Origin of the sequence: Streptomyces flaveolus (assembly GCF_000716535.1) — a bacterium.
Taxonomy (GTDB): domain Bacteria; phylum Actinomycetota; class Actinomycetes; order Streptomycetales; family Streptomycetaceae; genus Streptomyces; species Streptomyces flaveolus_A.
In genome coordinates this window covers 138166-160581 of sequence record NZ_JNWV01000021.1, presented here as the reverse complement: position 1 = coordinate 160581, position 22416 = coordinate 138166, and the positions used below count along the sequence as shown (strand labels likewise).

General features: G+C 71.9%; 20 protein-coding genes and 2 pseudogenes. 12 read left to right on the top strand and 10 right to left on the bottom strand.

The genetic code is table 11. From position 1 onward, the window contains the following. Positions 1 to 76: 76 nt before the first annotated feature. The 6 genes from OO52_RS23905 to OO52_RS23880 form a co-directional block, all read right to left on the bottom strand. Positions 77 to 481, bottom strand: coding sequence for a hypothetical protein (locus OO52_RS23905; RefSeq protein WP_030646236.1), 405 nt, complete (start codon positions 479 to 481; stop codon positions 77 to 79). 44 nt (positions 482 to 525) lie between these two features. Next, positions 526 to 1383: an oxidoreductase gene (locus OO52_RS23900; RefSeq protein ID WP_030646237.1), complete on the bottom strand. Its 858-nt coding sequence runs from the start codon at positions 1381 to 1383 to the stop codon at positions 526 to 528. 126 nt (positions 1384 to 1509) lie between these two features. Further along, on the bottom strand, positions 1510 to 2343 hold the full coding sequence (locus tag OO52_RS23895) for an oxidoreductase (protein WP_030646239.1): 834 nt from the start codon (positions 2341 to 2343) through the stop codon (positions 1510 to 1512). Positions 2344 to 2549: 206 nt separating this feature from the next. Then, on the bottom strand, positions 2550 to 6296 hold the full coding sequence (locus OO52_RS23890) for a S8 family serine peptidase (protein WP_234339707.1): 3747 nt from the start codon (positions 6294 to 6296) through the stop codon (positions 2550 to 2552). A 379-nt stretch (positions 6297 to 6675) separates the two neighbouring features. Next, positions 6676 to 7038, bottom strand: coding sequence for a hypothetical protein (locus OO52_RS23885; protein WP_030646251.1), 363 nt, complete (start codon positions 7036 to 7038; stop codon positions 6676 to 6678). Between the two features lie 140 nt (positions 7039 to 7178). Then, on the bottom strand, positions 7179 to 7757 hold the full coding sequence (locus OO52_RS23880; RefSeq protein WP_051818518.1) for an RICIN domain-containing protein: 579 nt from the start codon (positions 7755 to 7757) through the stop codon (positions 7179 to 7181). Positions 7758 to 7969: 212 nt separating this feature from the next. On the opposite strand from OO52_RS23880, the gene OO52_RS23875 reads away from it, so the two are divergent. The 5 genes from OO52_RS23875 (at position 7970) to OO52_RS23855 (ending at position 12175) form a co-directional block, all read left to right on the top strand. Next, entirely contained in the window at positions 7970 to 9022 is a 1053-nt protein-coding gene (locus OO52_RS23875; protein ID WP_051854388.1) for an aldo/keto reductase, read from the top strand. A gap of 40 nt (positions 9023 to 9062) precedes the next feature. Beyond that, the gene (locus OO52_RS23870) at positions 9063 to 9887 is read left to right on the top strand and encodes an oxidoreductase (RefSeq protein WP_030646259.1); all 825 of its coding nucleotides are present in this window, start codon (positions 9063 to 9065) and stop codon (positions 9885 to 9887) included. 65 nt (positions 9888 to 9952) lie between these two features. Further along, positions 9953 to 10618, top strand: coding sequence for a TetR/AcrR family transcriptional regulator (locus tag OO52_RS23865; RefSeq protein WP_030646261.1), 666 nt, complete (start codon positions 9953 to 9955; stop codon positions 10616 to 10618). 188 nt (positions 10619 to 10806) lie between these two features. After that, positions 10807 to 11586, top strand: coding sequence for an SDR family NAD(P)-dependent oxidoreductase (locus tag OO52_RS23860; RefSeq protein ID WP_030646263.1), 780 nt, complete (start codon positions 10807 to 10809; stop codon positions 11584 to 11586). Positions 11587 to 11872: 286 nt separating this feature from the next. Then, on the top strand, positions 11873 to 12175 hold the full coding sequence (locus OO52_RS23855) for a WhiB family transcriptional regulator (protein WP_030646265.1): 303 nt from the start codon (positions 11873 to 11875) through the stop codon (positions 12173 to 12175). 255 nt (positions 12176 to 12430) lie between these two features. On the opposite strand, the gene rpmF is transcribed toward OO52_RS23855, so the two are convergent. Further along, on the bottom strand, positions 12431 to 12604 hold the full coding sequence (gene rpmF, locus OO52_RS47720; protein ID WP_078629983.1) for a 50S ribosomal protein L32: 174 nt from the start codon (positions 12602 to 12604) through the stop codon (positions 12431 to 12433). Positions 12605 to 13320: 716 nt separating this feature from the next. Between rpmF and OO52_RS23850 the strand changes: the two genes are divergently transcribed. The 4 genes and pseudogenes from OO52_RS23850 to OO52_RS46130 form a co-directional block, all read left to right on the top strand. Beyond that, positions 13321 to 14256, top strand: a complete 936-nt coding sequence (locus tag OO52_RS23850; RefSeq protein ID WP_030646267.1) for an SDR family NAD(P)-dependent oxidoreductase — start codon at positions 13321 to 13323, stop codon at positions 14254 to 14256. A gap of 68 nt (positions 14257 to 14324) precedes the next feature. After that, positions 14325 to 15035 (top strand): alpha/beta hydrolase, encoded by a 711-nt coding sequence (locus OO52_RS50960; RefSeq protein WP_030646269.1) that lies wholly within the window; start codon positions 14325 to 14327, stop codon positions 15033 to 15035. Positions 15036 to 15090: 55 nt separating this feature from the next. Next, the gene (locus tag OO52_RS23840; RefSeq protein ID WP_030646271.1) at positions 15091 to 15726 is read left to right on the top strand and encodes a TetR/AcrR family transcriptional regulator; all 636 of its coding nucleotides are present in this window, start codon (positions 15091 to 15093) and stop codon (positions 15724 to 15726) included. 37 nt (positions 15727 to 15763) lie between these two features. Then, positions 15764 to 16139 (top strand): annotated as a pseudogene (locus OO52_RS46130) (transposase); the annotation flags it as partial. A 99-nt stretch (positions 16140 to 16238) separates the two neighbouring features. On the opposite strand, the gene OO52_RS23830 reads toward OO52_RS46130, so the two are convergent. After that, the gene (locus OO52_RS23830) at positions 16239 to 16712 is read right to left on the bottom strand and encodes a winged helix-turn-helix transcriptional regulator (RefSeq protein WP_030646275.1); all 474 of its coding nucleotides are present in this window, start codon (positions 16710 to 16712) and stop codon (positions 16239 to 16241) included. A gap of 87 nt (positions 16713 to 16799) precedes the next feature. Between OO52_RS23830 and OO52_RS23825 the strand changes: the two genes are divergently transcribed. Further along, positions 16800 to 18113, top strand: coding sequence for an MFS transporter (locus tag OO52_RS23825; RefSeq protein ID WP_167347922.1), 1314 nt, complete (start codon positions 16800 to 16802; stop codon positions 18111 to 18113). 59 nt (positions 18114 to 18172) lie between these two features. Here OO52_RS23825 and OO52_RS23820 read toward each other — a convergent pair. Continuing rightward, a pseudogene (locus OO52_RS23820) lies at positions 18173 to 18481 on the bottom strand (GNAT family N-acetyltransferase); the annotation flags it as partial. Between the two features lie 275 nt (positions 18482 to 18756). Here OO52_RS23820 and OO52_RS23815 point away from each other — a divergent pair. Further along, positions 18757 to 19797: an alpha/beta fold hydrolase gene (locus tag OO52_RS23815; protein ID WP_030646281.1), complete on the top strand. Its 1041-nt coding sequence runs from the start codon at positions 18757 to 18759 to the stop codon at positions 19795 to 19797. Between the two features lie 112 nt (positions 19798 to 19909). Next, the gene (locus OO52_RS23810; protein ID WP_030646283.1) at positions 19910 to 20107 is read left to right on the top strand and encodes a hypothetical protein; all 198 of its coding nucleotides are present in this window, start codon (positions 19910 to 19912) and stop codon (positions 20105 to 20107) included. 710 nt (positions 20108 to 20817) lie between these two features. On the opposite strand, the gene OO52_RS23805 is transcribed toward OO52_RS23810, so the two are convergent. Beyond that, positions 20818 to 22242 (bottom strand): hypothetical protein, encoded by a 1425-nt coding sequence (locus tag OO52_RS23805; RefSeq protein ID WP_158712548.1) that lies wholly within the window; start codon positions 22240 to 22242, stop codon positions 20818 to 20820. Positions 22243 to 22416 lie beyond the last annotated feature (174 nt).

Below are 22416 nucleotides of genomic sequence, written 5' to 3'. Positions count from 1 at the left end.
ACCGCCGACGGCGGCAGGTGGCCCCGACCACCTGCCGCCGGCGCGGCGTTCCGGGCTGTCCGTGGACAGCCCCGGCTCACGCGTTCACCCAGCAGGGGCCGTCCCCGCCCCGGCGGACACCGGGGGCTGTCGCCACGGTGTCCCCCTCGACGGGCTCCAGGACGCCGGCCGCGCGGGCGGCTTCCATGACGGTGCGCGAGAGGCCGCCCTCCGGCGCCGGCGCGAGCGCCACGGCGAACCCGGCGAGTTCGTCGGGCAGCGCACCGCCGACCGCGATGAACTCAAGTCGCACCGGGCCGGTGCCGGCGTCCACCAGCACGGTGCAGCCCTCGCCCTGCACCAGGTAGCAGGCGGTGGGCATCTGGTAGGTGCCGTCGCCGTCCAGCAGGCCGGGGTGGGCGGTGGGGTCGACCGGCGCGGACGCGCCAAGGGGCGGGGCGCCGGATACGGCGAGAGGCGCACCCGGGGTCGGGACGACCACCTCGAGTGCGCCTCTCGCGGTCGCCGGGGGGCGACGCGCCGGCTTCAGAGCACCGCGTTGTCGGCGGCCCCCGGGAAGTCCGTGCTGAACGCCCGCTCCTTGCCGGCGTCGAACTCGGCGCGCAGCTGGTCGAGCTTGGCGCCGATGCGGCGCTGGGCGTCGCTGCCCAGGACCACCCAGTGGGGCGGCTCGGGGGCGGTCACGGCCTGCCGGATCACCTCGGCGGCCCGCTCGGGGTCGCCGGGGAACATCTCCGGGGTGAGGCTGCCCATCATGGTGCGGAAGACCCCGGCCGTGGCGGAGTAGTCGGCGATGGCCTCGCCGGAGACCTTCGTCCGGTTCTCGATCCCGGTGCGGAAGGAACCGGGCTGGACGATCACCGCGTGCAGGCCGATGGGCTCGATCTCCTGCCAGAGCGACTCGGTGAAGCCCTCCAGCGCGAACTTGGTGGCCGAGTAGTAGCCGTTGGCGGGGAGACTGGCCAGGCCGTCCATCGAGGAGATGTTGACGACGGTGCCGCTGCGCCGGGCGCGCATGCCGGGCAGCACCGCGCGGGTGAGTTCGACCGCGCCGAAGAAGTTGACCTCGAACATACGGCGGTAGTCGCTCTCCTCCTGCTCCTCCAGGGCGCCGACGAAGTCGATCGCGGCGTTGTTGACCAGGATGTCGATGCCACCGAAGCGCTCCTCGGCGGCCCGCACCGCGTTCTCGCGGTCCGCGGGCAGGGTGACGTCCAGCTTCACCGCCAGTGCGGTCTGCGGGTACCGGGAGGCCAGCTCGGTGGTGGCCGCGGTCGAGCTGGCGGTCGCCACCACCTGGTCGCCGCTGGCCAGGACGTGTTCGGCCAGAGCCTTGCCGAGCCCGCTGGAGGCGCCGGTGATGAGCCAGGTCTTGGGGGACATGATGTGTTTCCCTTCGGGATGACGTGTGCGAGGGGCAGAAGACGGAACGGAGGAGGACGGGGCGGCCCCGGAGGCCGGGCACCGGAGGCGCCGGGTCGGCCGGGAGGGGTACGGCCCCGGACGTGCCTAGGCCGGGAAGTCCGCGGCGGCGCTGGCCGCGGCCCACTTGCGGGTCTCTACGGCGCGGGCCTCGCCCGCTTCCAGGGCCGCGGTCACGGCCGCGGCGCCGAGCAGGAGCCGACGCGGCGGGTCGTCGTCGTTCACGACGTCGATGAGGACCTTGGCGGCGCGGACCGGGTCGCCGGGCTGTGTGCCGTTGTTCTCCGACCGGTACTTGTTCATGGCGCCGACGGTCTCCTCGTAGTCGGGACCCACGGCGTGCAGCTCCATCGAGGAGCCCTGCCAGTCGGTGCGGAAGGCGCCCGGCTCGACGATGACGACCCTGACGCCGAACGGGGCCACCTCGTTCGCCAGGACCTCCGAGAAGCCCTCCACGGCGAACTTCGCGCTCTGGTAGGCGCCCATGCCGGGGGTGCCGCCGACCCGGCCGCCGAGCGAGGAGAACTGCACGAACGTGCCCGAGCGCTGCGCGCGCAGCACCGGCAGGGCGGCACGGGTGACGTTGACGACACCGAAGAAGTTCGCCTCGAACTGGGCGCGGAAGTCGTCCTCCGCCATCTCCTCGATGGGAGCGCTGTTGGCGTACCCGGCGTTGTTCACCACCACGTCGAGCGTGCCGAAGACGTCGACGGCCGACTGGACGGCGCGCCGGGCGGCGGCGACGTCGGTGACGTCCAGGGCCACCGGCAGCACCCGGTCGCCGTACAGGGTGACGAGGGGCTCCAGTTGCTCCGGACGGCGGGCCGTCGCCACCAGCCGGTCACCCGCCTCCAGGACCGCCTCCGCGAGGGCGCGGCCGAAGCCTCGGGACGCGCCGGTGATCAACCATGTACGAGACATGTTTCTTCCTTCGTGAAAGGTGCGGTTTCTCCGGTATGCCTCCCAATGTGGCTGTAAGTCAGGCGAAGTGCGTCCGTCGTTTGACTGCCGTGTTTCCCGCGGAAGCGGCGAGCGGGACGCGCGGGTAAGTCATCGGACGGAAGGCGGGGCCGTCGGCCCGCACCGGGAGTCTCGGTGCGGGCACATGGCTTGTGCCGGAAGGTGTCCTACTTCAGGCCGAACGCCCGGACCACGGTCTGGGTCACGCCGCTGCCCGCTCCGTCCCGGGCGGACGCCCGCAGCGTCACGAACCGGGCTCCGGCCGGGGCCTCGAGACGGAAACGCGTCCCCTCGCCCCGGCTCCGGCCCGTCGTGGCGGCCCGGTGCCAGGTCGCGCCGTCGTCGTAGGAGACGTCGAGCGTGACGATCCCGAACCGGCCCCCGGCGACGCCGGCCAGGTGCGAGGGGGTGACCGTCACCTCGGTCCGCCGCCGCGCCCTGCCGGACAGGTCCGTGGCCACGGCGTAGTCGAGCTGCGCGAGGGGCAGCGTGTGCAGAGCCGTCGCGTCCGCGTGCCCCGAGCGGAACTCCCACTCGGTGTGCGTGCGCGTCGAGTACGGACGGCCGGGCAGGTCACGCGTGGTGTCCGCCACCAGACGGTAGGGGAGGGTGTCCGGTGCCACCTCGGCGCTGATCCGGTCGTCTCCTTCGGCGAGCAGTTCGTCGCCCTGGTAGAGGGCGGCCCGGACGGTCGCCGCCGGGTCGAAGGCGCTGCCCGCATGGCCGCCGGAGTCGCCGTAGGCGGGCAGGCCGTAGAGGGCGACGAGGTCGCCCACCCGCGCGGGCGGCACGTCGATGACGCTGTCGCCCAGCAGCCGCGGATGCTGTACGCCGCCGAACCAGGTGGCTTCGGTCGTCCCACGCGGCCGGTAGGAGCGGGCCGGGCCGGTCTCCGTCAGGTCGGGCACCGCCGCCGCGTCCACCCAGACGGCGTCCGGGCCGGCGGTCACCCACGCCGTGTGGGAACCCTGCGCCCGCACCGCGGTGACCGGCGTCCCGACCGCCCAGGTGCCGTCGGGCGAGACGTCACTGCGCATGTCGACGGCCTCGCCCTGCCGGGTGTCCCGGTCGGTCACGTCGATCCGGGCCAGGTCGCCGGGGCCGGGCCGGTAGGTGAGGTCGGGCGGGACGGACCCGTCGTGCCGCAGCAGCAGGTCGTACAGGTGGTCCGGGTACGGGTGGGAGGTCACCCTCAGGACCGGCGTCCCGCCGTGCCGGAAGCGGGCGAGCAGGTCACGGCCCTCGTCGGTGCCGACGGACGCCACCGGCAGCGGGGCACCCTCGGGAAGGTCGGCCCAGGCGTCCAGCGGTCCGGTGCCGTCGTTGACGATCAGCAGCAGCCGGGCGCCGGCCGAGGCGGCGGCCCTCGCCTGGTCGACCGGCGTCACCGCGTCGTCGCGCCGGACGACCGCCACCCGTCCCTCGGCGTGCACCCTGGCGAAGTCGTCGGCCGAGCCGGTGCCCGCGTCGACGGCACGGTATCCGCCGGCGCCCTCGGGAAGGCTGGGGGACATGGTCTGCGGCAGCACACTGGCGTAGGTGTGCGAGCCGGCCACGACGGTCAACCGCGGCTGGACCTGGCGCCAGCGGCTGGTGAACGTGTACGAACCCCGGGTCACCTCCGGTGTCGGGGTGACCCACACGCTGTCGTACTTCCAGGGTTCGAGCTGGTAGCCCTCGTGGAACGGCACGAGGTCCCGGTAGGAGCGGTACTGGTCGAGACGGACGTAGGCGTTCGTCGTCCGCTTCGGCGTGACGGCCGTGAGCCTGCGCAGCCGGGAGGCGTCGAGCACCAGGCTCCGGTCGCCGTCGACGACGACCTCGGGGGCGGTGAGCACCGCCCGGGACAGCGAGTGCGGGTCGTCCAGCCCGGGGACGTCGGCGTACAGCCAGGCCGCGTACGTGCCGGGCCGCAGCCGGGTGTCCAGCCGGCCGGAGCCGTCGATGTCGACGACCTGCGGCACCGTGTTGCGGGTGATGTCCTTGAGCACGAGCTGACCGGGCAGACCCGCGCCGTGGCGGTCCTTCGTCGTGACCGACAGCAGCGCCCGGCGGCTCTCCTTGTTCACGCCGACGGTGGTGCGCACGTGGGCGGTGCCGTCCGCCGCCGAGGCGTCGAGGAAACCACTGTAGGAGGTGTCCTCGGCCGCCGGCCCGAGACGGGTGAGCACGCCCACGGTGGCGGTGCCGTGCGCGGGCACGGTCACCCGCGAGTCGGTCAGGGTGAACAGGCCGGCCGGGGCGCCCGGAGTACCGAGCGTCAGATCCAGCCTGACGGGCGCGGCACCGGTGTTGGTGTAGGTGACGTCCCTGCGGACCGTGCCGCTGTCCGGGTAGGGCCACCGCGGCCGGGCGAAGGCGGAACCGGTGGCGTACAGGGTGCCGTGCACCGCCGCGGCGGCGTCGAGCCGTCCGGCACCGGCGGCGTACGGGCTGTACCGCGAGGTCGCCACCGTGGTGCTGACCAGGGCGTCCTTGAGCTGCTGCCCCGTCCAGCCGGGGTGCTCGCGGGACAGCAGGGCCGCGGCTCCGGCCACGTGCGGGGTGGCCATGGAGGTGCCGCTCAGGGATGTGTAGGGGCCCTCGCCCTCGGGACTGCGGGCCGCCCGGGCCGCCAGGATGTCGACGCCAGGGGCGGTGAGGTCGGGCTTGAGGCCACCGTCGCCCAGCCGCGGGCCGCGGCTGGAGAAGGACGCCAGTCGGTCGGAGCCGTCCACCGCGCCCACCGTCAGCGCCGCGTCCGCTGCGCCGGGGGCACTCACCGACGACGGACCCGGACCCGAATTGCCCGCGGCGATCACGAACAGGGCGCCGGTCTCGGCGCTGAGCCGGTTCACCGCCTGGCTCATCGGGTCCGTGCCGTCGGAGGGACCGCTGCCGAGGCTCATGCTGATGATCCTGGCGTGCTGGTCCCGGGCGGCCCATTCCATGCCGGCGAGGATCCACGAGTCCTGACCGGAACCGCTGTCGTCGAGCACCTTGCCGATGTGCAGCGACGCCCCGGGGGCGACACCCTTCTCCCTGCCGTCCGAGGCGGCGCCGGTGCCCGCGACGGTCGACGCGACGTGGGTGCCGTGGCCGTTGCCGTCCTCGACGCTCTCGCCGGGCACGAAGCTGGCGGACGCGGAGATCTGTCCGGCGAGGTCCGGGTGCCCGGTGTCGACGCCGGTGTCGAGCACGGCCACGTCCACGCCCTGGCCGGTGTCACCGTCCTTCCACACCTTCGGGGCACCGATCTGCGCGGTGCTGTCGGCGAGCAGGGCCTTGGCCTTGCCGTCCAGCCACACCTTGGCGATGCCGCCGGCCAGCGAACCGGAGGCCGCGCGGGCGCCGTGCGCCGCCTCGCCGGTCAGGGACTTCCAGAAGACGGACGCCGAGGAGTGGTCCGCGGACAGGGCGGCGCCCTGGACGCTGTCCAGGGTGAGGGTCCTGCGGGCGCCCTTCGGCACGGTGGTGGCCCGGGAGCGGAAGGCCGCGTCGGTGTAGGACACGATCAGCGGCAGCCGGTCGCTGTGCGCGTCGTCGTAGCCGTCCGCGAGGAGCCCGGTCACGTCGAAGAGGGCGGGATCGAGCGCGCCGGAGGCCACGTAGGGCAGTGCCGCGTCCGGGTACACCCAGGTGTGCTCGCCCTGGGTCATGACGTGGGCGCCGGCCGCCCTGCCGTGCGCGTCGGTCACGGTGACCGTGGTGGGTCCGCCGGCGCCGGCCGTCACGGCGACCTTGTCGCCGGTGATCAGCGTGAGTGTGCGCGGGGCGCCGGACCGTGCGGCGCCGGAGGGGGCCCCGAACGGGACGGCCGGGTCCGGCGGGTGTCCGGTGGCGGCGTTCGCGGAAACCGGGAACACCGAGGCCAGCGCCGCCACAGCGGTGCCGAGCACGAGCAGCCCACGTCTGTGGGCCTGGTACAGGGTCAAGTCGACTCCCCAGCAGGGTCTTACGAGCAGCGCGCCGGGACTCTGACAACGGGACGTTGCGCGAGCTGACACATCTGATGACGCGGAAGTTACCGCACACCGAGCGCGTTGAGGTGTTAGGTGTTCCGCGGCATAAAAGCGCACACGCGCTGTGGATGTGTGACAGAACGGAGCCGATCGCCGTCCCCACGGCCGACTCGCCCTTCGACGACCGACCCGGCCGGGACGCCCCGCGTACCCTCCGGCGGACGGATCTGACCCGGGATGCGCGGCTGACCCGGCTCACCGTGCCCACCTCGGTGGTGTGGGGCACGGCGCACCGGGTCAGCCGGCCGTCCGGCGCACGCCTGCCTGCCGGGCGGCTGCCTGCGGCGCCGGGTCAGTTGGTGATGGGGACCACCCGGTAGCTCAACTGCGGCAGGCCGAAGTCGAACTGGGCCAGTCCGCCGCTCTTGAAGGCGTAGCCGGTGCAGTCCGTCCCGCTGTACGTCGTGATGGACGACGTCTCACTGACGATGAGCAGCGAGTTGACCGGCTTCGACAGGTTGTGGCACGTGCCGAAGTCGGTGAGGTCGACCACCGTCTCGGTGCCCGAGTTATGGTAGCCCGTGTAGAGGTAACCGCCCCACTTCAAGGGGGGCCAGTCCGAGGCGCTCGCCGTTCCGGCGCCGACGCCGATCAGGGCGGCGGCGGCGGTCGCGACGACGGCTGCGGTGCGGAGCTTCGCCTTGGGGGAGAACATACGACCCACCCTTTCTCGTGTGTGCCGACGCCGGGGAGACGTCGGCACAACTGATTCGATCGTGTGTGGCCGGCCGGGCAGAATTTTTGCGCCTTCAAGCATGTCGGGGGAAGAGCGGAAACCGGCCACCGGAATATGTGTCAGACGGACGCGGGCAGGCTCCACTTCTGCTGCGCGGAGCCGCCGCACGTCCAGATCTGCAGCTTGGTGCCGTTGGCGGAGCTGGCGTCGGTGGCGTCCAGGCAGCGGCCGGACGAGGTGTTGACGAGGCTGCCGTCGGCACCCGCCGTCCACTTCTGCCCGTTGCTCCCGTTGCACACCTGGAGCGTGACCGCCGTACCGCTGGCTGTGCCGTTGTTCGCGACCCCCATGCAGTCGCCGAGGACCTGCACGGTGCCGTCGGCGGCGACGGACCAGTCCTGCGAGACTCCCGTACCGCAGGTGTTCAACTGGACGGCCGTACCGGCGGCGTTGGTCGAGCCGGACCCGCCCAGGTCGGCGCACTTGCCGCCGAGTCCGCCGATGTGACCGGTCGGCACCCCGGCGGGCAGCTGCCAGCGCTGGTTGTCGGAGTAGGCGCAGGCCCAGATCTGCAACGGGGTGCCGTTGACGGAGCTGGGACCGGTGGCGTCGAGGCAGGTGCCCGACTTCTCGGAGACCAGGCCGCGCTTGGCGACCCACGTCCACCGCTGGGACCGGTGTTTCGCGTGCCCGGGCACGTTCGCCGCCCAGGACGAAGAGGTCGACGCATGTCCAGTAACCCGTACCACCGCACGGCCGAAGCCGCGGCGAAGTGTGTCCGGCATACGTGAAACCTGTCACTCGCGGGCCTCGGGTGTTCGACAAGAGGCCAGTGGACCTTTATGGTCGGAGAGGTAAGGTTCCAGTGGCCTCTTAAGCAGGGGCTCGTGTGACAAGGCGGCCCAGGCCCATGACCGACACCACCGCACCCCCACCCCCGGCCCGCACCCCGCTGGGCGACTCCGGCATCTCGGTCCGCCCCGTGGGGCTCGGCCTGATGGGGATGTCCCAGTTCTACGGCGCCGCCGACCCGGACACCTCGGTCGCCGTCATCCGGGACGCGATCGAGCTCGGCGTGGAACTGCTGGACACCTCGGACTACTACGGCGCCGGCAGCGCGGTCCCCGGCCGCCCGGTGGCCGGCTTCGGCCACAACGAGGAACTGCTGGGACGCGCCCTGCGCGGACGCCGGGACCGGGCCGTCGTCGCCACCAAGTTCTCCGCGCGCCCCGCCCCCGGGGGCGGCAGCTTCTTCGACGGCCGCCCCGAGTACGTCAGGGCCGCCTGCGAGGCCAGCCTGAGGCGGCTCGGCACCGACCGGATCGACCTGTACTACTACCACCGGCTCGACCCGTCCGTGCCCGTCGAGGACACCGTGGGCGCCATGGCCGGCCTGGTCGCCGAGGGCAAGGTCCGGGCGATCGGCCTGAGCGAGGTCGGCCCCGAGATCCTGCGGCGCGCCCACGCGGTCCACCCCGTCGCCGCCCTCCAGAGCGAGTACTCGCTGTGGGAGCGCGGCGTCGAGGCCGAGGTGCTGCCGGAGTGCCGCCGCCTCGGCATCACCCTCGTGCCCTACAGCCCGCTGGGCCGCGGCATGCTCACCGGAGCCATCGGCCGGGACGCCACCTTCGGCTCCGACGACTTCCGTTCCACGCTGCCGAAGTTCCAGGGCGAGAACCTCGACCACAACCGGCGGCTCGTGGACGGACTGGAGCGGTTCGCCGCGAGCACCGGCGACACACCCGGCCAGATCGCGCTGGCCTGGCTGCTGGCCCGGCACCACGACATCGTCCCGATCCCCGGCACCCGGCGCCCGGCCAACGTCCGCGCCAACCTCGCGGCCACCTCCGTACGGCTCAGCGCCGACGACGTCGCCCGTCTGGACGCCCTCTTCGATCCCGCGCGGGTCCGGGGCGGCCGGTACGGGAACCTCCACACGACCCCCCGCGCCACCGGCGCCTGAGAACGACCACTCCGCCACCACCTCCGAAAGAGACACCGTCATGAGCAGAACCTGGCTGATCACCGGCAGTTCCCGCGGCCTGGGACGCACCCTCGCCGAGACCGTCCTGGCGGACGGCCACAACGTCGTCGCCACGGCCCGCCGCACCGAGCCCCTGAGCCACCTCACCGAGCAGTACGGCGACCGGGTCCGCCTCGTGCCCCTGGACGTGACCGACTCCGCCGCCGCCGAGCGGGCCGTACGGGCGGCCGTGCAGGCGTTCGGAGCGTTGGACGTCGTCGTCAACAACGCCGGTTACGCCGACATGGCCGCCGTCGAGGACATGAGCGAGCAGATGTTCCGCGACCAGATCGAGGCCAACCTCTTCGGGGTCGTCAACGTCAGCCGCGCCGCCCTGCCCGTCCTGCGCGAACAGGGCGCGGGGCACATCATCCAGATCTCCTCCGTCGGCGGCCGCGTCGGCGTCCCCGGCCTTTCCGCCTACCAGGCCGCCAAGTGGGCCGTCGGCGGTTTCTCCGAGGTCCTCGCCCAGGAGGTCGCCCCCCTCGGCATCAAGGTCACCGTCGTCGAACCCGGCGGCATGCGCACCGACTGGGCCGGCTCCTCCATGGAGACCCCGCCGGTCAGCGAGCCGTACCGGCAAGTCGTCGGCGGTACCATCGCCGCCATCCGGGCGGCCGACGGCAACCAGCCCGGCGACCCCGGCCGCATCTCCCGCATCCTCCTGGACGTCGTCGAGTCCGAAGAGCCCCCGCTGCGCCTGCTGCTCGGCAAGGACGCCGTCGCCGTCGCCCAGCGGATGGCGGACCGGCTCGCGGCCGAGGACGCCCGGTGGCGGGAGGTCAGCGAGTCCGCGTCGGTATGACCCGGCGCGTAGGGTGTCCGCAGGCGGCGCCGGGGAGGGCCGTCCGCACCGAACGGGAAGCGACGATGACAGACGAGCGGCCGCAGCAGTTCCAGCGCGCGCGCAGTGCCGCGCAGCGTGAGATCCGCAGGCAGAGCATCCTCGACGCCGCCGCCCAGCTCCTGACGGAGATGCCGGTCGCCGAGATCAGCCTGCGGGAGCTGAGCCGGCGGGTGGGGCTGTCGAAGACCAACGTCGTGCGGTACTTCGAGACCAGGGAAGCGGTTTTCTTCGAACTGCTCAACCGCTCCCTGGCCCGGTGGATCGAGGACCTCCCCGCCAAACTGCCGCCCGCCGGCACGGCCGGGCCCCGGGTCGTGACGGACGCCCTGGCCCGGTCGCTGGCCGCACGCCCGCTGCTGTGCGAGCTGTTCGCCGCGCTCGGTTCCGAACTCGAACGGAACATCTCCGCCGAGTCGGTGCGCGACTTCAAACTCGCTCACGTCCGGCTGCTGGGCGCGCTGGCGGACCTCCTGAGAGGACACCTGGCCGGGCTGAGCCCGGCCGCCGCAGGGGAACTGGTCGCCCTGTGCGTGGTCTGCACGGCCGGGCTCTGGCCCTTCGCCCACCCCTCGGAGGCGGTCGCCCAGGCACAGCTCCACCCCGAACTCGCCGACACCAGGGTGGACTTCGCCGAACGACTCGGCCGCACCCTGTACGTCGTCGTCAGCGGGCTGCTGAACCCGGCCTGACCTCCGCGCGGGTCACGTGCCCTTCGTCGGCGCCGGTGTGTCACCCGGATACGTACCTCATCCGCAACTCTGTCGGTCGTGACAGGTAGGTACCCTCGGGTGAGGTGGCGAACTCCGACGCCATCCACACCGTTCCGCACATGTCTGTGAACTCGACACACGTCTGTGCCTGACAGAAACGAGACGAAGTGGATCTGCAACTCGCGGGTAAACGAGCCGTCGTCACCGGCGGCAGCCGTGGCATCGGCTTCGCTGCGGGGCGGGCACTCGCGGCAGAGGGCGCGTCCGTCGCGCTGGTCGCCAGAACCGCCTCCGCCGTCGAGGAGCAGGCGAAGGTCCTCCGTGCGGAGACCGGAGCCGACGTCATCGGAGTCGTGGCCGACACCGGCGACGACGCATCGGTGACCGAGATGGCCGGCATCGTGAAAGACCGGTTCGGTGGTGTGGACATCCTGGTGAACAACGCCGCCATGACCAACCCCGGGTTCATTCCCGAGGACGATCTGGAAGCCGAGATCAACGTCAAGGTCCGCGGATATCTCCGCTGCGTCCGCGCCTTCGCCCCGGAGATGACGGAACGCGGCTGGGGCAGGATCATCAACATCAGTGGACTGGCGGCACGGCACGCCGGGTCGGTGACCGGTTCGATCCGCAACGTCGCCGTGGTCGCCATGTCGAAGAACCTGGCGGACGAACTCGGGCCGTCCGGGGTCAACGTCGTCTCGGTGCAGCCCGCAGCCACCCGGACCGACACATGGCTCGACAACCTCGGCCGCAGAGCCGAAGCCATGGGGCGCGAACGGGCGGAGCTGGAGCGGCAGGTCGCCGCGACCGTCTCCATCGAGAGAGTCGTGGAGCCTCACGAAGTGGCGGCTGTCATCGCCTTCCTGGCGAGCCCGCTCAGCGTGGCCATCAACGGTGACACGGTCATCACCAGCGGCGGGGTGAAGGGACCGATCTACTACTGAGGTAGGCGCGCGGCGGGACGAGTCCCGCCGTTGTGGCTCGTGGGCGGCTCCCTCACGCGGGCGCTGCGGCCCCGCGGAAGGCCGCGCCGGCCCCCGAGCCACATCGGCCGCCGGGAGCCCCGACCCGGGCACGGCAGCAGCCCCATCACTGGGGCTGCACTCTCCTATTGTTCGAATAGACCGGATAGATACCCGAAAATACTGCTATAACCGACCTCACGGATGTACGCATGACCACACCGTCGCCGTCCCAGGGCACGCCCCGACGCATCCATGAGAGGTCTTGATGTACCGCAATCTCCTCACCGCCGTCGACTGGCAGGCCAGGAGCGTCTGCAGAGACGAGGACCCGGAGCTGTTCTTCCCCATCGGAGAGACCGGCCCCTCCGCGCTCCAGATAGAAGAGGCCAAGGCCGTGTGCGCGCTCTGCCCCGTCGTCGAGCCCTGTCTGCGCTGGGCGATGGACACCAGGGAGGTGTACGGCATCTGGGGCGGCACGACGGAGGCGGACCGTCGCCTGCTCCACCACCGGGCAGCCCGCGCAAACCCCCGCGCCGCCGCCGGCCCTGGGGTGGCGGCACAGGTGTGAGTGTCGCCAGTGGGCAGCCTGGTGCCCGACCAGCCGATGACGGCGAAGCCGCCCCGGCGCCCCTCGCGCTCGTACCGCCCTGGCGGACACGGAAGATGACGAGCCGCCGGGACGGGCTGGTCCGAGCCGTGCAGGTACCCGCTTGTCCTGGCATGCTGCTGGCCTGCCGGCCGGTCCGGCTCGATCACTGAGCCGAAGCGGAACGAGCGGCCGGGCCCGGTGACCGAGGTCGTCGGGCCCGGCCCTCGACGTCTGTCAGGCCGGGGGCAGCACCTGACGGCCCCGGTACGTTCCGCAGTGCTGACAGGCGGCGTGCGGCGGTGTCGGCAGACCGCACGCCGAGTTGGCGCACTTCACGAGGAGCGGCCGAGCGGCCTTCCAGTGGGCTCGGCGGTGACGTGTCCGGGAGCGGGACTTCTTGTGCATCATGGGCGTTGATCCGTTTCCGTGTGTCAGCGCTCTGACCGGGCGGGGCACGCTGGAATCCGACGGGGCTGCGCACACACATCCCCAGGTGTCCTGGTCGGACAGGTTTTCTCGAGGCAGCGCGAAGTTCGGCGGAGCACGGGCCGATGAAGGTCAGAGCCGGTGGGCGCGGGCACAGTGGGCCCGCCGGGCGTGGCAAAGTGAGCACGCGTCCGCCATGCCGGGTCCTGACAGGGGTTTCGGCCGTCCGCCACCAGTGGAGGGAACCCGCGATGCGGGCGATGGTGTGCGAGGCGGCTGGGCTGTCCTCAACCGCTGGTGACCAGGGTGAAGCCTGGACCGGCGCCGATGGGCGGTGGGCTCAGGCTAGGCTCTGTCGACTTCGATCAGCACGTCGAGGAGGCTAGCAACTGCCGGGCCGGGCCGCAAAACACGCATGGCCTCCTGGCCGGCGGCCACACGCCGCCCCCGCGTGGCACCGCGCCGAGCGGGCCTGGCACCTCGACTCCTGGAGGTCGGCCCGCCGGCTCCCGCGAGGCCGTCCCGGCAGACGCTCCTCCCGGACCTCTCCCTGCGGACACATGTGTTCATGCACGTGTCCTGCTGCCCGACTTCATGTCTGAACACGCTGTATGGTTGCTCCGTAGGATGTCTTGGCGTAAGCGGCGTGTGCGACGTCATGCCAAGCGAGACCACGTTTCTGAAGGCAGGGCCTACGTATGACGCTGATCACCACTCCGTTCGGAATGCGCGCCACCGCCGCGGAGGTGCTCGACCGAGTCGATCTGACCGGGCGCCGGATGATCGTCACCGGAGGGTCCTCCGGTCTCGGTGCGGAGACGGTGCGCGCGCTCGCCGGTGCGGGAGCGCAGGTGACCGTTGCCACCCGGAACCCCGCCGCTGCCGAGCCGCTGGTCGAGGAGTTCCCGGGCACGCGGGCCGTCGCGCTCGACCTCGCCGACCCGGCTTCCGTCCGTGCCTTCTGCGATGACTGGAGCGGGCCGGTCGACGCCCTCATCGCCAACGCCGGCGTGATGATGCTCCCGACCCGGCAGGTGAACGCACAGGGCTGGGAGATGCAGCTCGCCATCAACTACCTCGGCCACTTCGCCCTGGCCGTCGGCCTGCGCTCCGCTCTGCAGACGGCCGAGAAGCCGCGCGTGGTCGTGGTCAGCTCCGGCGCCCAACTGCGGGCGGGCTTCGACTTCGAGGACCCGCAGTTCGAGCGACGCCCCTACGACCCGTTCCTCGCCTACGCGCAGTCGAAGACCGCCGACGTGCTGCTCGCCGCCGGGATCAGCCGCCGGTGGGCCGAACACGGAATCACCGCCAACGCCTGCGCGCCCGGCTGGATCCACACCAACCTGACACGCCACCTCGACCAGGCGACCATGCAGGCCTTCGGAGCCATGGACGCGGACGGCAACCTCCTCACGCCCGACTACTACAAGACCCCGGCCCAGGGCGCCGCCACCACGGTGCTGCTGGCCGCCTCCCCGCTCCTCGACGGTGTGACCGGGCGGTACTTCGAGGACAACCAGGAATCCGAGGTCGTCGACGGGGGCCCCGAGGTGATGGCGGGCGTCGCCAGGTGGTCGGTCGACCCCGCCGCCGCGGACCGTTTGTGGGACCTCGCCCTTCCCGCGGTGAGCTGACCCCCCTGACCCCTGTGAACGATGCGGGGCCGAGCCCCCGCGGCCGCGCGGACAAGCGAAGGAACGAGATGAACGAGACCACGCGAAGCCCCCAGTTCCTCCTGGTGCACGGGGCGTGGCACGGGTCATGGTGCTGGCGAGAGCTTCAGGACGTCCTTGCCGACCGGGGCTGGACGAGCCACACGGTCGACCTGCCGAGCGTCGTCCCCGAGGGGTCCGGCGGGCGGCTTCCCGGCCTGCTGGACGACGCCCGGGTGATCCGCGAGAAGATCGACTCCCTCGGGGCGCCCCTGGTGGTCGTCGCGCACTCCTACGCGGGCGCTCCGGTCACCCAGGCGACCGCGGGAGCCGCCAACGTGTCCCACATCGTGTACGTGGCCGCTTTCGCCCTGGACGAGGGGGAGAGCCTCATGACGTGCTTCGGCGGTGAGCAGCCCGACCCCGCCACGGTGGAGGGTGTCATCCCCGTCCGGGAGGACCCGGCGGTGACGCTCTACAACGACGTGCCCGAGGACAAGAGGGAGGCCGCTCTGGCACGGCTGCGGCCCCAGACCGCGCTCTCCTTCGCCGAGCCGGTGAGCCTGGTCGGCTGGAAGGACATCAACAGCAGCTACGTCCTCTGCGACGACGACCGAAGCCTGCCCCCGGCCTACCAGGAGCCGTTCGCCGAGCGGACCGGTGCCACGCATCACCTCCCCAGCGGGCACACCCCGCTGCTCTCCATGCCCGACAAGCTGGCCGACCTCCTCGAACACATCGCGCACGGCACTCCGGCATAGGGTGCTGGAGCGGCCTGCCGAGCCGCGGAACCGCACGATGCCCGGAAGGTACCCGATGAGACCCGTGACCCGACGCCAGGCCGACCACCATGCCGCGCGGTCGGCCGCGACCCGGGCGCAGGTGATGTCCACCCTGGAGCGGCTGCTCGATTCCGGGGAAGCCTTCTCGGAGATCAGTGTCCAGCGGATCCTCGACGAGGCGGGCGTGTCCCGGGCCACGTTCTACGCGCACTTCCACAGCAAGTCGGACGTCCTGGTGCGGCTCACCGACGAGCTGCGGGAGTCACTGCTGACGCTGGCACGGCAGTGGGAGCCGGGCGCCGGGCAGGACGGGGCCGACCGGTTCGCCCGCTTCTTCGAGGACGTGATCGCCATCCACCGCGCCCACCAGGGTGTGCTCACCGCGGTCCGTGAGGCGGCGTCCTACGACTCCGCAGTCGGCGACTTCTACACCGCCGACCTCGAAGGTTTCGACGAGGCGGTGCTGAGGACCCTGCTGTCCGAACAGGCCGCCGGCTCGACACCGGCCGACCTCGACGCCGTCGCCGCGAGCCGGATCATCGTCTGGGGAGGCGCCCAGGCGATCGCGCACCACATCCGCGTCGACGACGGCACCGGTGACGCCGTCTTCGCCCGCGAACTCGCCCGGATCTGGTGGCACGGCGCCTACCGGCGCCCCGCCGGGGCCTAGCGCGTGTCTCTTCGGTCGGTAAGGCAGTTGATCGGATGTGTCTGTCCGATTAGTGATGACTGATGCGATGTGGGACCGGATCGAGCCGTTGATGCCGGCCGATCCGGTTCGTGGCCGGCGGTGGGCCGACCACCGTCGCACTCTTGAGGCCATCGCGTGGAAGTACCGCACCAACTCCCCCTGCTGATCAGGTGGGCCATCGACGGCACCTGGGAGATGATCCTCGCCGCTGTCCTGTCGGCGGCGGACGCCGACGACGACATCGACTGGGCGGTGTCGGTTGGCTCCGCGGTCATCCGGGCTCACCAGCACGCCGCCGGGGCACGTAAAAGGGGGCGGCCCGCTCCGGTGAACCAGCCGACCACGCTCTCGGACGCTCTCGCGGCGGGCTGAGTACGAAGGTGCACCTGGCAGGTCGTCTGGCCTGCCGGTGCCGCCCGTGAACCGGCCGGGCACACCGCGTCGCTGCGCGTGCCCGAGCGCGGGCGCTGACCGTCTCGCCGGCCGTCGCCTCACCGCTGTCGTTCGCCGCCGGTCTTCTGCACGTGAGTGGTGTCGGCGTCGAGGAGGGCACCGTCGGCGCCGGTCGGCCTGATGTCCGGCACACGGGCGCCCTGCCGGTCGACCAGGGTGGAGTGGGTCTCGCCGGGTTCGAAGGCGTGGCGTTCCCCCCACTGGCGGAGGGTGAGCAGGACGGGGAAGAGATCGCGGCCGACGTCGGTGAGGACGTACTGCAGGCGGCGGCCCGAGGGCGCGGTCTGCTGGGTCAGGACTCCGTGGGCGGTGAGCTTGCGCAGGCGGTCGGTGAGGATGTTGCGGGCGATGCCGGTCCGTTGCTGGAACTCGGTGAAGGACCGTGCGCCGTCCATCGCGTCCCGGACGACCAGGAGGCTCCACCGGTCACCGACGAGGTCGAGCGTGCGGGCCACCGGGCAGTCGGGATCGGTCCAGGCGGGGCTCGGAGTGCCCGTGGAGGGGCGCGGCATGACACCTCCCGATGAGTTGCGGATTGAAACCATCATGCCCTACGGTCAAAATAGTTTCAATTTGCTACTCATTTTGTGGGGAGTGCGATGGACGTCTGGCGACGGTTACTCCTCGCGACCGTGTGCGGTGTCGCGGTGGCGAGCATCTACGCTGCGCAAACGGTGCTGCCGCCCATGGGAGACAGCCTCGGGGTGCCGGCACAGCACGCCGGGTGGATCGTCTCCACCGGCCAGTTCGGCTATCTGGTCGGTCTGGTACTGCTCGTGCCGCTCGGCGACGTGGTCGCCAACAGGCGCCGGCTCATCGCGGTGCACATGACCGTCACCGCGGCCGGCCTGTTCGTGACGGCCGCGGCTTCGGCCGCGTGGACGGCCTTCGCCGGGCTCGCCCTGGCCGGCATGTTCGCGGTCGTGGTACAGACCACGGTGGCCTACGCCGCGACGGTCTCGCCGCCCGCCGAGCGCGGACGCAACATCGGTGTCGTGACGTCGGGTGTGGTGGTGGGCATCCTGGGCGCGCGGTTTGTCACCGGCGTGCTCGCGCAGGTGTGGGGCTGGCGCAGCATGTACGCCGTGCTCGGCGTGCTCGGCCTCGCCCTCGCCGCCCTCGTCCTGCGCGTACTGCCGCCCGAGGACGGCTCCCGCCGGCCCGCGGGCTACCGACAGGCCGTCGTCTCGCTCGGCGGGCTGTTCGGGCAGCGTCTGTTCCTGACGCGCGGTCTCATCGCGTTCTTCCTGTTCGCGTCGTTCGGCACTCTGTGGAGTGGCCTGTCCCTGCCGCTGGCGCACGCACCGTGGCACCTGAGCGAGACCCAGATCGGACTGTTCGGCATCGCCGGACTCGCCGGCGCTCTGGGCGCGGCACGTGCGGGGCGGTGGGCGGACGCGGGACGGGCGATCCCGATCAGCGGCCTCGCGCTGCTGCTGCTCATCGTCTCCTGGGCCGCGACCGCGCAGCTGTCCTGGTCCCTGTGGCTGCTCGCCATCGGCATCGTGGTGCTCGACTTCTCGGTCCAGGTCGTGCACGTGAGCAACCAGCACGTGCTCACCACCGCACACCCGGAGCGCACCAGCAGCGTCATCGGCGGCTACATGGTCTTCTACTCCCTCGGCTCCGCCCTCGGCGCAGCCGCCACCACCTCCGTCTTCACCTCCCACGGCTGGGCCGCCTCCAGCCGTCTCGGGGCCGCATTCGCGACCTGTGCGCTGATCGTCTGGGCAACCGACGCACGCCGGCGCTCCAGGACCGCGCAGGCCGGCGCCGAGGCGGCGGACGCGCACCGCGACGAGGAGGAGAAGCGGAAGGCCAAGGCCTCTCGGGGAGAGTCCACCGGCCCGGCCGAGGTGCACGAGCCGCCACAGCCGAAGTGGGCCGCCGCGAAGAAACAGCCTGCCAAATAGACCGCGGCGAAGAAGGCGGCCACGAAGAATGGGCAGACAGCGTGTGGAGTTCTCGGCGTTCAGGGGTTGATGGTGTGTTCGGTGAACTGGCCGCAGGAACGGAATCCCAGGCGGCGGTATACGGGCTCACCGTCGGCGGACGCCTGCAGCACCGCGATGCGGTGCTCTCGGTCGCGGGCGGTGTGGAGTGCGGCGAGCGTGATGGCACCGCCGTAGCCACGTCGGCGGTGGGCGGCCAGGGTGCAGATGTTGTAGATCCCGGCAACCCCCGCGTGATGAAACACTTCGGCCGAACAGACCGGACGACCGTCCACGTAGCCGACCAGGTAACGGGCCGGACAGTGTTCGGCCAAGGCCTGTGGGGCGGCGGCTCACCCGACCAACAACCGACTGATCCGCACGAAACCCCTGGCAGGGGCTCCACTCCTCGCCGGCCGAAGACGCCACCCACCCCTGGAGCACGACACACCCGGTGAGCTCCTGCTCGCACATCTTCCTACGCAACTCGACGGTGCCTCCCTGCTGTTGGTTCCTTGACAGCGGCGTCCGGCACGGAGATCCTCGTTACCAGTTAGATCGGTGACGCATGGTGCGTGTGTGCACATGTGTCTCGCACGCTCCGGACCGAACACGAGGAAGCGACATGATCAGCAGGCGGAGACTGACCCAGGCCATGACGGCGGCAGCGGCGACGGGGGCCGCCGGTCTCGCCGGGGCCGGCCGGGCGTCGGCGGACACGGGCACGGCGGCCGTCAAGGCGTCGACCGGACCGGCCGCGCACGATCTGGGACCGGTGCGCTTGGCCCGTACCGACGTCCTGGACATCGCCTATCACGCGGTCGGCCCGGCCCACGGAAAGCCGGTGATCCTTCTGCACGGCTGGCCGTTCAGCCCCGTCGGCTCCTACGCCGAGGTGGCCCCCGCGCTCGCCCGGCGCGGATACCGCTGCTACATCCCGTACCTGCGCGGCCACGGGGAGACCCGGTTCCTGCGCGAGGGCACCTTCCGGTCCGGTGAGCAGGCCGCGCTCGGCGCGGACCTCATCGCCTTCATGGACGCGCTGCGCATCCCGCGGGCCCTGTACGCCGGGTACGACTGGGGCGGCCGCGCCGCCGACGTCGCCGCCGCGCTGTGGCCGCAGCGCTGCACCGGCCTGGTCTCCGTGAACGGCTACCTCATCCAGAACCTCGCCGTCGCCGAGGAGCCGCTGGCCCCCTCGATCGAGTCGGGCTACTGGTACTTCTTCTACTTCCTCACCGAGCGAGGGCGGAAGGGGCTGCTGCGCAACCGCGAGGACCTCGCCCGCGTCGTCTGGCACCGCAACTCGCCCGAATGGCAGTTCACCGAGGCGGAGTTCGCGCAGGCGGCCGAGCTGTGGACCAACCCCGACTACGTCGACGTGGTGATCCACAGCTACCGGCACCGCCTGGCCGACGCCCCGGGCGACCCCCGGTACGCCGGACTGGAGCGCAGGCTGCTGGACCAGCCGAAGATCACCGTCCCCACGGTCACCCTGGACGGGCAGGCCGACGGAGTCATCCCGGCGACCGACGGAAGCGGGTACGCCGCCCACTTCACGGGCCCCTGGACGCACCACGTCGTCCCGGGGGCCGGCCACAACCTGCCCCAGGAGCGACCCGAGGCGTTCACCGCCGCGATCCTCGAAGTCGACGCCATGAGGTGACCAGCGGCACACGCGTCACCGCCTTGACAGGTGACGAGGGGCGGTGCACGCTGATAGTCGTCCCCGGCAGAAACGAGGACGACATCCACGATCGACGAAGTGGAGCATGGTCATGAACAAGGAACTCCCCGGTGATGCAGCCGCCGCGGCGGTGCGGCACGCTCGCTTCGGCAAGCTTCCCGAGCGCATCCGCTTCGAGGACATGACCCAAGAGGTGGAGGTCGAGAAGGGCGGCACGGCGAACGTCTCGTACAACCCCGAGGGCTCGTGGCAGTACTTCTCGTGCCTCGCGCTCGACATGGGGCTGTAGTCCGGCCCCAGCGCTTTCCCCAGGGGGTAGCGCCCCCCGAAGCGACGGTCGGCGCGCCACTGCGTCGCCCGCCGCGTCGGCGAGGACAGGAATTGCCGTGAGCCGAGCGGCGCGCGCACACCCAGTCACCGTTACGGCCCCGGTTCCGCACATCCGGCACGTGTGAGGGGTGACACACCCGCAGGCCGGTGAAGGCCTCGTCCTGGCTGAGCAGCACGGTCACCGCCCTCGGCGCCGACGACTTCCGAGGCCGCCCACCGGCATGCCACCGCCCTCGGCCCGCCCGGAGCCCTCGCCCCCTGCCTCCCGGGTCTTCCACGGCGAACACCCGCGACGCCGGCGCCTCAGGACGGAAGCCCCCGCGAGCACCAGACCCAGGTAGCGCAGGCATTCGAGAAGGTGGGCGCGGCCCCGGATGACGCGTGCCACGACCGGACTGCGCGCCGGCGCCATGGCACGCCGGTCACCGCGCAGCCGGGGAAGGGCGCACTGACCGCTCGGGAGTGGGAGATCGCCACGCCGGCGGCCACCGGACCGACACCAGGCAGATCGCCGAACGACCGCTCCCGTCGCGTCGCACCACGAGAACGCACGCACCTGTACCGGACCCACCCCGAACTCGGCATCACCTCCCGAGTCGCGCGCTCGCCACACTCTGGCCGCTCTCGACCCGCACGACACCGGTCGAGCCGGCGAGGCGGGCGGGGGACTCAGGCCGGGACGATGAGACGCACTCCCAGCACGGGAAGGTCCACATCCCCGTCCGCGTCGGTGTGCCACCGCCAGTGCGCGCCGCCCACATCGCCGTACACCAGCCCCGTCCACCCCGCGCCGCCCGGCCCGCAGAGCGCCGCCAGGTCCGCCGCCTCGTGCTCGGACGGGGTGCCCGTCATGACGACCAGCCCCCGGACCGGACGTCGTGACGCGGTGGCGCGCACCGTTCCGCCCTCGGGTTCGCCCGGTCCCGCCGTCGGCACGGTGGGGCGTGGAACCTGGACCAGGGTGCCCGGCACCGGCAGAGGAACGCTGTCCGGACCGGACAGCACGGTCACCGGGATGCCCGGTCGGCTGAGGGCGATCTCCGTCAGCAGGTTGCCCAGCACGTCTCTCGCCACGGACTGGTCGCCGGTCACGCTCAGGACCCCGTCCAGCCGGCTGAGGTCGACGAACACCGGCTCGCCTTCGGCGTCGTAACCCACCCGCACCAGACAGGCCTCGGTGGCCGAGTCCGGCGCCGGGGCGGCGGCCCCGCCGGCGGGGCGGCTCCACCGGGTGCCGTCGGTGTGCCGCCAGGGCGGGGCGACCGTGTCGGAGGCCTCCAGCCATACGGTCGCCCCGGCGTCGTCCACGCGCACCGCGTACACCGGCCTCTCCCGGCCTTCGGGGGCGGCGGTCACTTCGCCGAGCACGGCGTACGCGCGTCGGAGCGACGCGGTGTCGGCGGCGAGCCGCCGGCCCAGTGCGCGGCGCAGGGTCAGGCGCCGGCGCCGTCGTACCGGCGCTCCCAGCCTGCGGACCGCCCGCGCGACGGCGTCGACCGTGGCGCGCGTCCTGCCCCTGGCCACGAGGGCGCCGGTGACCAGCGCGAGCAGTACGGCGACGACCACCGCTATCGCCGCGGCCAGGGGAATCGTGAACACGGAGGTCGTCGTGCCGCCCCCGCCGTCCGCCGGTGGCGCGGTGCCCGTCCCGGTGCCCGGGGAGGACCCCGACGCGACCGAGCCGTCCCTGGCCAGCTGTACGTCGGGTCCCGAGGCGTCCGGCGGCAGGCGCAGGATCCAGCCCGGGTGCAGCGGTTCGTCGGGGCTGGTGAGGGCGGAACCGTCCCGCTGGGTCTGACCGCGGTTGAGCGTGAAGATCTCCCCGGACCGGGACGCGTCGCCCAGCGTGTCGGCGGCGATCGTCCGCAACGTGTCGAGTGTGCCGCCGGTCTGCGCGGGATCGGGGACGACGAAGACCTTGACCAGGCCGTCGCCGTCCGCGCTGTCCGCCGCGTTCGCCGCGCAGGCCGCGCCGAATGCCGTGAGACAGACGAGCAGCAGAACCGTCAGGGCACGCAGCACCCCGTGCGCGGTGTCGCGTCCCGTGGCGTGGCGCGGACCGCGTCCCGGCGGTCCGCCCGCGGTGTTGCTCATGTCGTCCACCGATGTCCTCCGCTGCGTGTGCCGACATACGTGTGCCGACGGGTCTGTCGGTGTGTGCCGGTGCCTCCTGTCCACTACACGGAACTGCTCCCCTCAAATGTTCGGGGTGAATGTGAACTTTTGACCTCGCTGGTCCCGTGTATCAGGCGACAACCTGTTTGGTCG

Coding starts and splice junctions, on each gene's coding strand:
- OO52_RS23900 (WP_030646237.1), bottom strand. CDS start 1,383: ATGTCCCCCAAGACCTGGCTCATCACCGGCGCCTCCAGCGGGCTCGGC.
- OO52_RS23895 (WP_030646239.1), bottom strand. CDS start 2,343: ATGTCTCGTACATGGTTGATCACCGGCGCGTCCCGAGGCTTCGGCCGC.
- OO52_RS23885 (WP_030646251.1), bottom strand. CDS start 7,038: ATGTTCTCCCCCAAGGCGAAGCTCCGCACCGCAGCCGTCGTCGCGACC.
- OO52_RS23875 (WP_051854388.1), top strand. CDS start 7,970: ATGACCGACACCACCGCACCCCCACCCCCGGCCCGCACCCCGCTGGGC.
- OO52_RS23870 (WP_030646259.1), top strand. CDS start 9,063: ATGAGCAGAACCTGGCTGATCACCGGCAGTTCCCGCGGCCTGGGACGC.
- OO52_RS23865 (WP_030646261.1), top strand. CDS start 9,953: ATGACAGACGAGCGGCCGCAGCAGTTCCAGCGCGCGCGCAGTGCCGCG.
- OO52_RS23855 (WP_030646265.1), top strand. CDS start 11,873: ATGTACCGCAATCTCCTCACCGCCGTCGACTGGCAGGCCAGGAGCGTC.
- rpmF (WP_078629983.1), bottom strand. CDS start 12,604: ATGATGCACAAGAAGTCCCGCTCCCGGACACGTCACCGCCGAGCCCAC.
- OO52_RS23850 (WP_030646267.1), top strand. CDS start 13,321: ATGACGCTGATCACCACTCCGTTCGGAATGCGCGCCACCGCCGCGGAG.
- OO52_RS50960 (WP_030646269.1), top strand. CDS start 14,325: ATGAACGAGACCACGCGAAGCCCCCAGTTCCTCCTGGTGCACGGGGCG.
- OO52_RS23840 (WP_030646271.1), top strand. CDS start 15,091: ATGAGACCCGTGACCCGACGCCAGGCCGACCACCATGCCGCGCGGTCG.
- OO52_RS23830 (WP_030646275.1), bottom strand. CDS start 16,712: ATGCCGCGCCCCTCCACGGGCACTCCGAGCCCCGCCTGGACCGATCCC.
- OO52_RS23825 (WP_167347922.1), top strand. CDS start 16,800: ATGGACGTCTGGCGACGGTTACTCCTCGCGACCGTGTGCGGTGTCGCG.
- OO52_RS23815 (WP_030646281.1), top strand. CDS start 18,757: ATGATCAGCAGGCGGAGACTGACCCAGGCCATGACGGCGGCAGCGGCG.
- OO52_RS23810 (WP_030646283.1), top strand. CDS start 19,910: ATGAACAAGGAACTCCCCGGTGATGCAGCCGCCGCGGCGGTGCGGCAC.
- OO52_RS23805 (WP_158712548.1), bottom strand. CDS start 22,242: ATGAGCAACACCGCGGGCGGACCGCCGGGACGCGGTCCGCGCCACGCC.